The sequence below is a fragment of the Cryobacterium sp. TMT2-42-4 genome (genome assembly GCF_004402645.1).
Classification (GTDB): Bacteria; Actinomycetota; Actinomycetes; order Actinomycetales; family Microbacteriaceae; genus Cryobacterium; species Cryobacterium sandaracinum.
The window spans coordinates 135,138-147,396 of sequence record NZ_SOFT01000027.1; the positions used below are offsets into that span (position 1 = coordinate 135,138).

15 protein-coding genes are annotated in these 12,259 nt (G+C 63.9%); all 15 read right to left on the reverse strand.

Annotated elements, in window-relative coordinates:
• Window positions 1-8 precede the first annotated feature (8 nt).
• Window positions 9-848 carry a 50S ribosomal protein L2 gene (rplB, locus tag E3O18_RS09935; RefSeq protein ID WP_104100967.1) on the reverse strand — a complete coding sequence of 280 codons (840 nt, stop codon included), beginning with the start codon at window positions 846-848 and terminating at the stop codon, window positions 9-11.
• Between the two features lie 25 nt (window positions 849-873).
• Window positions 874-1,176: a 50S ribosomal protein L23 gene (gene rplW / locus E3O18_RS09940; protein WP_104100968.1), complete on the reverse strand. Its 303-nt coding sequence runs from the start codon at window positions 1,174-1,176 to the stop codon at window positions 874-876.
• Window positions 1,176-1,826, reverse strand: a complete 651-nt coding sequence (rplD, locus tag E3O18_RS09945) for a 50S ribosomal protein L4 (protein WP_104100969.1) — start codon at window positions 1,824-1,826, stop codon at window positions 1,176-1,178. Before rplD ends, rplW begins: the two co-directional genes overlap by 1 nt.
• Window positions 1,827-1,830: 4 nt before the next feature.
• A complete protein-coding gene (gene rplC, locus E3O18_RS09950; RefSeq protein WP_134363320.1) occupies window positions 1,831-2,490 on the reverse strand; it encodes a 50S ribosomal protein L3 in 660 nt (219 codons plus the stop codon).
• An 8-nt stretch (window positions 2,491-2,498) separates the two neighbouring features.
• Window positions 2,499-2,807 (reverse strand): 30S ribosomal protein S10, encoded by a 309-nt coding sequence (rpsJ, locus tag E3O18_RS09955; protein WP_035834607.1) that lies wholly within the window; start codon window positions 2,805-2,807, stop codon window positions 2,499-2,501.
• Window positions 2,808-3,280: 473 nt separating this feature from the next.
• Window positions 3,281-4,081: a hypothetical protein gene (locus tag E3O18_RS09960; RefSeq protein WP_134417999.1), complete on the reverse strand. Its 801-nt coding sequence runs from the start codon at window positions 4,079-4,081 to the stop codon at window positions 3,281-3,283.
• Between the two features lie 21 nt (window positions 4,082-4,102).
• A complete protein-coding gene (locus tag E3O18_RS09965; RefSeq protein ID WP_241973355.1) occupies window positions 4,103-4,333 on the reverse strand; it encodes an Rv0909 family putative TA system antitoxin in 231 nt (76 codons plus the stop codon).
• Window positions 4,334-4,469: 136 nt separating this feature from the next.
• Window positions 4,470-5,663, reverse strand: a complete 1,194-nt coding sequence (tuf, locus tag E3O18_RS09970; protein ID WP_104171753.1) for an elongation factor Tu — start codon at window positions 5,661-5,663, stop codon at window positions 4,470-4,472.
• Between the two features lie 144 nt (window positions 5,664-5,807).
• Window positions 5,808-7,922, reverse strand: a complete 2,115-nt coding sequence (gene fusA, locus E3O18_RS09975) for an elongation factor G (RefSeq protein WP_134397975.1) — start codon at window positions 7,920-7,922, stop codon at window positions 5,808-5,810.
• A 105-nt stretch (window positions 7,923-8,027) separates the two neighbouring features.
• Window positions 8,028-8,498, reverse strand: coding sequence for a 30S ribosomal protein S7 (gene rpsG, locus E3O18_RS09980; protein ID WP_066597688.1), 471 nt, complete (start codon window positions 8,496-8,498; stop codon window positions 8,028-8,030).
• A complete protein-coding gene (gene rpsL / locus E3O18_RS09985; RefSeq protein WP_055811472.1) occupies window positions 8,498-8,872 on the reverse strand; it encodes a 30S ribosomal protein S12 in 375 nt (124 codons plus the stop codon). Before rpsL ends, rpsG begins: the two co-directional genes overlap by 1 nt.
• Window positions 8,873-9,195: 323 nt before the next feature.
• Window positions 9,196-9,852 carry a spermidine/putrescine ABC transporter substrate-binding protein gene (locus tag E3O18_RS09990; RefSeq protein WP_134418000.1) on the reverse strand — a complete coding sequence of 219 codons (657 nt, stop codon included), beginning with the start codon at window positions 9,850-9,852 and terminating at the stop codon, window positions 9,196-9,198.
• 61 nt (window positions 9,853-9,913) lie between these two features.
• Complete coding sequence (locus E3O18_RS09995) at window positions 9,914-10,423, reverse strand: DUF6121 family protein (protein WP_134418001.1); 510 nt, start codon at window positions 10,421-10,423, stop codon at window positions 9,914-9,916.
• Between the two features lie 61 nt (window positions 10,424-10,484).
• A complete protein-coding gene (locus E3O18_RS10000; protein ID WP_134418002.1) occupies window positions 10,485-11,453 on the reverse strand; it encodes a hypothetical protein in 969 nt (322 codons plus the stop codon).
• Window positions 11,454-11,557: 104 nt separating this feature from the next.
• Window positions 11,558-12,229, reverse strand: coding sequence for a hypothetical protein (locus tag E3O18_RS10005; RefSeq protein WP_134418003.1), 672 nt, complete (start codon window positions 12,227-12,229; stop codon window positions 11,558-11,560).
• Window positions 12,230-12,259 lie beyond the last annotated feature (30 nt).

Genomic DNA, 12,259 nt, shown 5'->3' on the forward strand with positions numbered 1-12,259 from the left:
GTCTACTCCTACTTACGCTTCTTGCCGACGGTACGGCGACGAACGATGAGCTTGTCGCTTTCCTTGTTCGGGTGGCGGGTACGCCCTTCTTTCTGGCCCCAAGGGCTGACGGGGTGACGTCCACCGGACGTCTTACCCTCACCACCACCGTGCGGGTGGTCGACCGGGTTCATGGCAACACCACGAACGGTCGGGCGAACGCCTTTCCAGCGCATCCGGCCGGCCTTGCCCCAGTTGATGTTCGACTGCTCGGCGTTACCGACCTCGCCGATCGTGGCGCGGCAGCGGGCGTCGACGTTGCGGATTTCTCCGGACGGCAGGCGCAGCTGGGCGTAGATGCCATCCTTCGCAACGAGGCGAACGGATGATCCGGCGGAGCGGGCCATCTTGGCGCCACCGCCCGGACGCAGTTCGACCGCGTGGATGATGGTACCGGTCGGGATGTTCTTTAGCGGCAGGTTGTTGCCGGGCTTGATGTCAGCACCGGCGCCCGACTCTACGATGTCGCCCTGGTTCAGCTTGTTCGGGGCGATGATGTAGCGCTTGGAGCCGTCCATGAAGTGCAGGAGCGCGATGCGCGCCGTGCGGTTGGGGTCGTACTCGATGTGAGCAACCTTGGCGTTGACGCCGTCCTTGTCGTTACGACGGAAGTCGATCAGACGGTACTGGCGCTTGTGTCCACCACCAATGTGACGGGTGGTGATGCGACCCTGGTTGTTACGGCCACCGGTCTTGGACAGGGGGCGAAGCAGGGACTTCTCCGGCGTGGAGCGGGTGATCTCTGCGAAGTCTGCAACAGATGAACCGCGACGACCGGGAGTCGTGGGCTTGAACTTACGAATAGCCATTTCTTATTCCTCTAGTCCGCGCCGCTTAGCCGACGGCCGTGAAGATGTCAATGGAACCGGACTTGAGCGTGACGATGGCACGCTTGGTGTCCTTGCGCTTGCCCTGACCGAACTTCGTGCGACGCGTCTTGCCGATGCGGTTCATGGTGTTGATCGAAGCGACCTCCACCTTGAAGATCTTTTCGATCGCGAGCTTGATTTCGGTCTTGTTCGAGCGCGGGTCCACGATGAAGGTGTACTTGCCTTCGTCGATCAGGCCATAGCTCTTCTCAGAGACGACCGGAGCGATGATGACGTCGCGGGGATCCTTGTTGATCGGGGTAGCCATTATGCGGACACCTCTTCCTTCTTGGTCTTGCTCGCCACGAACGCGTCGAACGCGCCCTTGGTGAAGACGATGTCGTCGCTGACGAGAACGTCATAGGCATTCAGCTGGTCCCACGGCAGAACGTGCACCGTCGGCAGGTTGCGGATGCTGCGCAGGGTCAGTTCGTCGGTGCGCTCCAGGACGACCAGCACGTGCTTGCTGCTGGCGATCTGGCTGAGCAGCTCGATGGCGCCCTTGGTGCTGGGCGTCTCGGCGCTGAAGAGTGCGGTCACGACGTGCAGGCGGTCACCACGGGCGCGGTCAGAAAGGGATCCACGCAGTGCTGCCGCAATCATCTTCTTGGGGGTGCGCTGTTCGTAGTTACGCGGGGTCGGTCCGTGGACGATTCCACCACCGGTCATCTGAGGGGCGCGGATCGAGCCCTGACGAGCGCGACCGGTTCCCTTCTGCTTGAACGGCTTGCGGCCGGAACCGGAAACTTCGCCACGACGCTTGGTCTTGTGAGTTCCCTGACGTGCGGCAGCGAGCTGCGCGACGACGACCTGGTGGATCAGCGGGACGTTGGTCTGGACGTCAAAGATTTCGGCGGGCAACTCAACGGAGCCGGCCTTCTTACCCTTGGCGTCGATGAGATCGAGTGAGGTAGTCATACGACTAGGCTCCCTTCACTGCATTGCGGACGAATACGAGGCGGCCCTTGGCGCCGGGAACGGCACCCTTGACCAGCAGGAGGCCCTTCTCCGCATCCACGGCGTGAACCTTGAGGTTCAGCACAGTGACGCGCTCGCCACCCATACGACCGGCCATGCGCATGCCCTTGAAGACACGGCTCGGGGTCGAGGAAGCACCGATGGAACCGGGCTTGCGGTGGTTGCGGTGCGAACCGTGAGAGGAGGAAACACCCTTGAAGTTGTGACGCTTCATAACACCGGCGAAACCCTTGCCCTTGCTGGTGCCCATGACGTCGACCTTGGTACCGGCAGCGAACACACCGTCAACGGTGAGTTCCTGGCCCAGGGTGTAGTCAGCGGCATCCGCAGTGCGGAGCTCGGTGAGGTGGCGGCGAGGCGTGACGCCTGCCTTTTCGAAGTGTCCGGCGGAAGGCTTGTTGACCTTGCGCGGATCGATGGCCCCAGCAGCGATCTGGACGCCGGCGTAACCGTCGATGTCCTTGCTGCGGATCTGGGTGACAACGTTGGGCGAGATTTCGATGACGGTGACGGGAACGAGCTTGTTGTTCTCGTCCCACACCTGCGTCATGCCGAGCTTCTTGCCGAGGAGACCCTTGGTGGTCTTGGTATCTGCGTAAGACATCGCGGGCCCTAGAGCTTGATCTCGATGTTGACGTCGGCCGGCAGGTCGAGACGCATAAGCGAGTCGACGGCCTTCGGGGTCGGGTCAATGATGTCGATCAGACGCTTGTGGGTGCGCATTTCAAAGTGCTCCCGGCTGTCCTTGTACTTGTGAGGGGAACGGATGACACACACCACGTTCTTCTCGGTCGGAAGCGGCACGGGGCCGACGACAGTCGCACCCGCGCGGGTCACTGTGTCGACGATCTTGCGCGCCGAGATGTCGATGACCTCGTGGTCATACGACTTAAGTCGAATGCGGATTTTCTGTCCCGCCATGTCGAACTCGCTTTCTTGTCAAGGCTTCGTACATCCCGAGGGGCTGCATTGGACGCCGTAGTAGCACTGCTGCTGTCGCACCACTGTTCATCTGTCAATTTCGGCAGGGCCGCGGAGCGGTCATGCCGAGCCAACCCGCTTCTCCACACTCGCGCGTGGGGGAAGGCATGGATTTACCCAGCTTTCCCGGCTGTTGGTTTGAGCTATGTTCTGCTACCCGCGGCCTAACTGTGCACCTGGCGCCTTTTACGGCGAACGGCACAAGCTATGCACTGCCTGGCAGTGATCCCGACACCGCGTGCAGCGCGGCAGTCGAAAGTGTTGAACTAGAAGAGTCTGCCACAGGGTTGGGTCATTGTGCAACCCGGGCGTGTCGCGGGCGGCGTGTCGCCACATCCGCGTCGTTCCGCGGCTCGGCCGGCTCTCGCCCCGGGCGCGTCGCCGCCACCATTCACGCCGCGCGCACCGGCACCTCACCGAAACTGGAGTCGCGGGCGCCCGATCAGCAGCCCCAATTGCAGCAGTCGAGCGCGCAGCCGGCTCTGACTCATCCCGACCGGGAAGTCCCACCGGGTGAACGCGTGCACCTGGCGCCGCACGCCATCCTCACGGCGTTTCTCGTCGTCGACCACCTCGGCGGTGGTGCGACCGCCTCGCATCGAGGGGTCGAAGTATTTGCCCTTGCCATCGGCCTCCCCCACCGAGTCCTCGTCGATCCAGTAGAAGTCCGTGAAGACGGTCTTGCCTTCAACGACGAACGGATGCTGCAGCACCGGCTCCGGAAATCCGTTCAGTGCTATGTTGACGCGGCTTCCGGACTCGTTGGGGGAACCGGACAGCGTCGAAGAGAAGTCGATCACGGCCCGCGCCCGCACGGACCCGCGGAAGGGAAGCAACCCTTCCCAGGTCTCAAGCAGCCTGGCTCTGGTGGTCAGAGGCAGAATGCGCCCCCTGCGATCCACCGCAATGGAGCGGTCGGCCATGGCGACCGCGGACTTCAGATCCAGAGTGGCGGCGAGGTCGACGACCGTGCGTTCGACGCTGGTGACCAGGAGTCCGTTCACCACGGCGATATCCCGCGTGTCGAGTCCCGATGCATGCTTGCGGATACCCGGCGTCGAGCGTCCGCCGCGGGTGCGTTCGGTGAGGGAGAGGACCTCGGGCGGCCAGCCGGCGAGAGTGGGGAGTCCCCACGGGACAGCCGCGGACCCGTTCGCAGGTGGCATGCCATGCGCGAACCGGCGCACGACCCGCGCCACGGTGCGCTCGGCCACCGAAGTGAGCTCGACCAGCGGTTACCTGGCGTCGGGGCCAGTGCCTCGAGCGTCGCGGTCGGTCGGACCGTCACCGCGACCGAGGTGTTTGTCCGCCGCCGCTCGGGCATCCTTGATCTTGTCGGCGTGCTTGTTGCCGGTGACCTTGTTCGCGGCGGCGGCGCCCCCGTCGAGGATCTTGTCGGCGATCTTCTCGCCCTTCCCTGTTTTGAGGAACTCCTGCGCTTTGCGGCTGATGTCGTTGAAATTCACGGGGTGCTCCGATCGGGGGCGGTTGAGGTTCATAACGAGGCTAGTTCCTGGGCGATTCGGGATCAACCGGCCCCGCAAGTCGGGGACGAAAAAAGGGGCCGGCCCCGAAGGACCGACCCCTTTTTTCTGAAGGGAATTACTTGATGATCTTGGTCACCGTTCCGGCGCCGACGGTGCGGCCACCTTCACGAATGGCGAAGCCGAGGCCCTCTTCCATGGCGATCGGCTGGATCAGCGCGACGTTCATGTCGGTGGTGTCGCCGGGCATGACCATCTCGGTGCCCTCAGGCAGCGTGATGACGCCGGTGACGTCCGTGGTGCGGAAGTAGAACTGCGGGCGGTAGTTCGCGTAGAACGGGTTGTGACGCCCACCCTCATCCTTGGACAGGATGTACGCGGTGCCCTCGAAGTCGGTGTGCGGCGTGACCGAACCCGGCTTGACGACAACCTGGCCGCGCTCGACGTCTTCGCGCTTGGTGCCACGAAGAAGAAGGCCACAGTTCTCGCCGGCCCATGCCTCGTCGAGCTGCTTGTGGAACATCTCGATACCCGTGACCGTGGTCTTGATGGTCGGGCGGATGCCGACAACCTCGACCTCGGAGTTGATCTTGAGGGTTCCACGCTCGGCGCGGCCGGTGACGACGGTTCCACGACCGGTGATCGTGAAGACGTCCTCGATCGGCATCAGGAAGGGCTTGTCCTTGTCACGGACGGGCTCCGGGAAGTAGTCGTCGACAGCCTTCATGAGCTCAAGGATGTTGCCGACCCACTTCTCGTCGCCTTCAAGCGCCTTGAGTGCGGAAACGCGCACGACGGGAGCGTTGTCGCCGTCGAAGCCCTGGGCGGAGAGGAGTTCGCGAACCTCGAGCTCAACGAGCTCGAGGATCTCTTCGTCGTCGACCATGTCGGACTTGTTCAGGGCGACCAGCAGGGACGGCACGCCGACCTGCTTCGCGAGCAGAACGTGCTCACGGGTCTGAGCCATCGGGCCGTCAGTCGCGGCAACCACAAGGATCGCCCCGTCCATCTGAGCAGCACCGGTGATCATGTTCTTGATGTAGTCAGCGTGGCCCGGTGCGTCGACGTGCGCATAGTGACGCTTTTCGGTCTCGTACTCAACGTGCGAGATGTTGATCGTGATGCCGCGCTGGCGTTCTTCCGGAGCAGAGTCGATCGACGCAAAGTCGCGCTGAACGTTCGTCTTGGACGGGTACGTGTCGGCAAGGACCTTGGAGATCGCTGCAGTCAGCGTGGTCTTTCCGTGGTCAACGTGACCGATCGTTCCGATGTTTACGTGCGGCTTGGTCCGCTCGAACTTGGCCTTGGCCACTGTGGGTCCTCCTCAGGACTCATGGCTCCATCGACCGCTGGTTTGCGGCCGGTGAAACTGCTGGATTTGTGTACTTATGCTACTCGGGCCGGGAGGCCGAAGCGATTTGGGCCCGAAGGCCCGGAGAGACCGGAAGGCCGCAGGCTATTCGCCCTTGTTCTTCTGGATGATCTCTTCGGCCACGGCCCTGGGGACCTCCGCGTAGCTCTCGAAGGTCATCGAGTACACCGCGCGGCCCGAGGTCTTCGACCTCAGGTCACCGATGTATCCGAACATCTCCGACAGCGGCACGTTGGCGCGAATTACCTTCACGCCCTGAGCGTCCTCCATGGTCTGGATCTGTCCACGACGCGAGTTGAGGTCGCCGATGACGTCGCCCATGTATTCCTCGGGCGTACGAACCTCGACGGCCATCAACGGCTCGAGCAGAACAGGGTCAGCCTTACGAACGGCTTCCTTGAAGCCCATCGAACCGGCAATCTTGAACGCCATCTCCGAGGAGTCGACGTCGTGCGCGGCGCCGTCAAGCAGGCTTGCCTTGACGCCCACCATCGGGTAGCCGGCCAGGACGCCAACGTGCAGCGCATCCTGGATTCCTGCGTCCACCGAGGGAATGTACTCCCGGGGGATGCGGCCACCCGTGACCTTGTTGACGAACTCGTAGCTCTTCTCGGCAGTGATCTCGAGCGGCTCGATCGCGATCTGAATCTTCGCGAACTGCCCGGATCCACCGGTCTGCTTCTTGTGCGTGTAGTCGTGACGCTCGACCGCCCTGCGGATGGTCTCGCGGTAGGCGACCTGAGGCTTGCCGACGTTGGCTTCGACGTTGAATTCACGTCGCATCCGGTCGACCAGGATGTCCAGGTGAAGTTCACCCATTCCCTTGATGACCGTCTGACCAGTTTCCTGGTTCTGCTCGGTGCGGAAGGTCGGGTCTTCTTCGGCCAGTTTCTGGATCGCGAGACCCAGCTTTTCCTGGTCCTGCTTCGTCTTCGGCTCGATCGCAACCTCGATGACCGGGTCAGGGAACGTCATCGACTCGAGCACGACCTGCGCGTTCGGGTCGCACAGGGTGTCGCCTGTAGTGGTGTCCTTGAGGCCGATGACCGCGTAGATGTGACCGGCGGTCACGAAGGCCACCGGGTTCTCCTTGTTGGCGTGCATCTGGAAGATCTTGCCGATGCGCTCCTTCTTGCCCTTGGTCGAGTTGACGACCTGGGCGCCGGAGTCAAGGTGACCGGAGTACACGCGAACGTAGGTCAGACGACCGAAGAAAGGGTGGACGGCGACCTTGAACGCGAGGGCCGTGAACGGCTCCGTCGCGTCGGGGTGACGCATGACGACCTTTTCCTCGTCGCGCGCGTCGTGGGCCTCGATGGCCGGCACGTCGAGCGGGGTGGGGAGGTAGTCGACGACTGCGTCAAGCATCGGCTGCACGCCGCGGTTCTTGAACGCGGAACCGCAGAGGACCGGGTAGATCTCGCTGGAGACCGTCAGCTTGCGAATCGCGTGCTTGATCTCGGAGACGGTGAGCTCTTCGCCGGAGAAGTACTTCTCCATGAGGTCGTCGTCGGTCTCGGCGACGGTTTCGAGGAGCAGCTTGCGGTATTCCGCGGCCTGCTCGGCGAGGTCGGCCGGGATCTCCTCGATGGCGTACTTGGAGCCCATCTCGACGTCACCCTTGGAGTCGCCGCGCCAGGTCAGTGCACGCATTTCGACGAGGTCGACAACACCTTCGAAGGTGTTCTCGGCGCCGATGGGCAGCTGGATGACGAGCGGCTTCGCGCCGAGGCGCTTCACGATGGTGTCGACCGTGTAGAAGAAGTCGGCGCCGAGCTTGTCCATCTTGTTGACAAAGCAAATGCGGGGCACATCGTACTTGTCGGCCTGACGCCAGACGGTCTCCGACTGGGGCTCAACGCCCTCCTTGCCGTCGAACACTGCGACGGCGCCGTCGAGGACGCGGAGCGAACGCTCCACCTCGACGGTGAAGTCGACGTGGCCGGGGGTGTCGATGATGTTGATCTGGTTTGAGGCCCAGAAACAGGTCGTCGCGGCAGACGTGATGGTGATGCCACGTTCCTGCTCCTGCGCCATCCAGTCCATGGTCGAGGCGCCGTCGTGCGTCTCGCCGATCTTGTGATTGACACCCGTGTAGTACAGGATGCGCTCAGTGACGGTGGTCTTGCCAGCATCAATGTGAGCCATGATGCCGATGTTGCGGACCTTACTCAGGTCGGTGAGCACGTCAAGTGCCACAGGGGTCCTCCGGAAGTTTGCTTATGGATCTTGGGGCGAAACAGGGCATCCGGTAACCGGGCCCATCGAGATCTGATCTCGACAAGCCCGGATTCCGGAACGCGACTACCAGCGGTAGTGAGCGAAGGCCTTGTTCGCCTCGGCCATCTTGTGCGTGTCCTCGCGGCGCTTCACAGCGGCGCCGAGGCCGTTGGATGCGTCGAGGATTTCGTTGGTGAGACGCTCGGTCATCGTCTTCTCGCGACGGGCCTTGGCGTAGCTGGTCAACCAGCGCAGAGCCAAGGTGTTGGCGCGGTGCGGCTTGACCTCGACGGGCACCTGGTAGGTGGAACCACCGACGCGGCGCGAACGCACCTCGAGGGTCGGGCGCACGTTGTCGAGTGCCTTCTTCAAGGTGACGACGGCATCCGCACCGTTCTTGGCAACGACGCCTTCGAGTGCATCGTAAACGATGCGCTCGGCGAGGCCCTTTTTTCCGTCGAGGAGGATCTTGTTGACGAGCTGGGAGACGATGGGGGCGCCGTATACCGGGTCAGCGATAACGGGACGCTTGGGCGCTGGGCCTTTACGAGGCATTACTTCTTCTCCATCTTGGCGCCGTAGCGGCTACGAGCCTGCTTGCGGTTCTTCACGGCCTGGGTGTCCAGTGCGCCGCGAACGATCTTGTATCGAACACCGGGGAGGTCCTTCACACGACCACCGCGGACGAGCACCATCGAGTGCTCCTGCAGGTTGTGACCCTCGCCGGGAATGTAGGCGGTGACCTCGGTACCGTTCGACAGCTTGACGCGGGCGACCTTGCGGAGGGCCGAGTTCGGCTTCTTCGGCGTGGTCGTGTAAACACGGGTGCAGACGCCGCGCTGCTGGGGGTTGGACTTCAGGGCGGGCGCCTTGGTCTTGGTGACCTTGGGGCTGCGGCCCTTTCGTACCAACTGCTGAATGGTGGGCACTAATTACTCCTTGTTTTTGCTGCACGGTGACAGCTCATTGATGGTTAGCATTCGAATCGTTCCGTTTCCGGCCCGATCGAGTTCATCTGGACCCACCGAAACACGCGGAATGAGTTCCGCGGGCGGTAGTGGGTATGCCGTGGGGGCTGCTCGGAGAGCACACCCTGTGTGAGTGCCAGATCGAGGCGCCTAAGGTGCGGCACGACAAGATCGCGGTGGCATGACTCAAGCGCACGACAAAGCGCACACCTCGAAAGGATATCCCGGCGGTGACCGCGGGGTCAAATGGATCACGCAGCCTGAGGGGTTCGTTCAGGTGTTGTTCAGGGGCCGCGCGGCCAGAGCGGGGAATCGAGCGCGGTGTCGAGGTCGGCAAGGAGAGCGAGCACCCAGGGTTCGACGAATTCGGTGACGGCGCTGCGCATCCGTTCACGGTGCCGGGACAGTTCGGCGCAGACCCGACCGCCGACCAGTGCCGCGTGTTCGTCGGCGCGTGTGACCTCGGCGCGGATGGCCGCCTTCTCCTCGTCGGTCAAGGGAGTCGGGTCAACGGGCAGGGCCACGGATGCCTCGGGCCGGGCGAGTTCGGCGAAGGTGAAGAGGTAGGGGGCGTCGGGCATGGCCGGCGGGTCGAGGTCGAGGCCGGTGTAGGCCGGGTCGAGGCCCTCGGCCGGGCGATAGGTCAACGCGGCCTGCTTGCGCTCCTCGTTCAGGCGGATCTCCCGGAACAGCAGGGGGAGGTGCGTCTCGGTGAACTCGTCGACCTCGGCGTCGATCAGGTGCTTCAGGCGCATGGCGAGGGCGTGCTGCACGGCGTGCGGGACATCCGTGGCGAGGCCGGCGGCGGCGATGACCGGCGACCCGAAGCAGGTGCGGCACAGGCGTGAACGGCCGCGATGCGTGCCCGGGCGCCAGCGAGGCAGCCAGTTGAGCCAGTCGTCAACCTGTTGGCTGACCCGCAACTCGATGGAACCGCCCATGAAAGTCAAGGGTACCCGATCGGAGTGCTCCGCAGTCAGCGACTTTCAGGCCGGCGGTGTTTCAGTCTTCGCCGTGCTCCCACGGCCATTTCGGGGGGCCGCGTTCGGGCATCCGTGAGGCGAGGACCAGCGAGTACAGCAGGGTGACGATGAAGGAGAGGATGCCGGTGGTCACCGCGAACGGGCCCAGCAGCACGGAGGCTGCGAACCCGACGCTATCGCCCGGGAGCCCGGCGGTGTCGGCCGGCACCCCGGTGCCGAGCGCGTAGAGCACCCCGCCCACCAGAACGAAGACGACAAGCGCGGCGACCCCGGTGCCGAGGGAGTACCCGACGGCGATCCGCTGGTTCTCCGGTCTGGTGCGCAGCCCGAGCAGCAGCATCAGGGTGAACACCAGCATCACGGCGGCGGCGGTCATGATCGGGCCGACGAGAGGTCCGGCGTCGGGGTCACTGATGACATCCGTGTCGGTCAGCAGGCTGATCATTCCGAAGGCGGCGACGAGGAGCGCGGCAAGGAGCACTGCCGCGAAGACGGCGACGACCGTCGCGTACTTCTGGTAATTTCGCATCGCTCCTCCTAGGTGGCGTACCTGCTGGGGCCCGGCACGCTGAGCGCCGGGCGTCGAACGACTAGTTGCTGCGGATGCCCTGCGGTCCGGCGGCGAGGACGCGGTCGTATTCGGCCTTCGCTGCAGTGTTGCGTTCGGTGACGGCACGGCCGTTGCGGGCGATCCAGGCGCCGGCCCAGATCGGCACCTCGCGGGCGACGACCGCAGCGGCGATGGCCCCCGGGTTCAGCCACTGCTGGCTGATGAAGCGCGCCGCCTGGTCGGGCGTGAAGTTCCAGGCCTGCACGCTCAACAGCGCCGCACCGATGTAGGAGAAGTAGACGGCCACGGCCACCAGGAAGCCGAAGAGCACGTAGGCCCACCAGCCGCCGCGGTTCACGATCAGCACCAACAGGGCGAACGCGACGAAGAAGAAGATGACCGGCACGTAGAAGATGGGCAGCACGATGAAGTCGGTGAACTTTGAGGCCGTGTCCGCAATGGACAAGCTGCCGATGCCGGACAGTACGAAGGCGACCACGGCATAGAGGGCGGCGAAGATAACGGTGGAGAGCAGGGCGATCAGCACGCCGGGGCCGCGGTTGCTCTTGTAGCGGGGAGCGGTCGGCGCCTGGATGTAGACGGGGGGCTGCGCCGTGGTGTTCGTGGGGGCATAGGCCTCGGCGGGTGGGGCCTCTGATGGGGTCGCAGCCGGGTTCTCGACCGGCTCGATGCGCCGGGTCTCGGCGGTGGTGTTCACCGGGGCGATGTTCACGGAGGCGGCGGGCACGTAGGTGGGCGTCGCGGGCTCGCGGGAAGTCGCGGGGGTGTCATTGGAGATCGGCTCGCCGACGGGGGTGGCCGGGTAGTGCGCCGGTGTCTCAGCGGCAGCTTCGTGCGCGTCGCCGGACTCGGCCGGAGCGGAGTGCGAGCCGGTGCCGGTGTAGTCGGGGGCATCCGTGCGCTCTTCATGGCCGGCGTAGTCGACCGGTTCAGGATTCGGGTCGTTGTTACGGTTGCGGTTGCCCTCAGGGGACGTTGTGTCGCTCATGGTGCGCTCCTTGTGGTTGGCCGTGACGTTCAGCCGCAATCTTAGCAATGCGACTCCCCCGGACGAGGGAGGCGTGACCTGGCGGGGCGATGTGTCGGGTCGGGTTACTCGGTGTCCGTCGGCGCTGCGGAAGCCGGATTGAGTAGGACGTAGATGTACGCAGCGATCTTGGCCGTCGAGATGTCAGGCGAGACGGTCGTCGTCTCAATCGATGTCACCAGCGCGAGTCGCTCGCCCTTCTGGAGGCCGTCCAGATAGTCCAGAAGCTTGGAGTAGCTGCCCTCGATGGAGACCGTGATCGGCACGGCCACAAAGTTTTCCCCTGTGATGCCCGGAGGGGCCGCCGGGAGAGTAGGAGCTGCGGCGACAGTGGCGGGAGTAGTCGCGGCTGCAGCCGCGTCCTCAGCGACGGGTGCCACTTCTTCCTCGGCGACGGGAGCTTCGATGACCGCGGACGTAGCCGGCGCCGCGGGCGCATAGCGCTCGGCATCGCCGACGGAGAAGTCCGTCAGCCTGACGTCGTTTTGACTGGTCAGGGTACCCAGCTGCCTCAGGAAAGCCGGAATCGCCGCGCCCTCGGGGACGGCCATCCGAACAGACGCCAGGTCGTTCTTGAGCGTACCGATGCCTTCGAATTGTTTTTTTAGTGCGGCGAGCTTTGCGTCGGCATCCGCATTTTGTTGTTCGACAATCAGGCGATCCGCGTTCGCGCCACTCGCCGCCTTCAAATTCGGGGAAATACCAATCATCCAGCCGAGAAGGGCGGTGATACCCATCAGCGCGATTGCTCCGAGCACCCAGAGTCG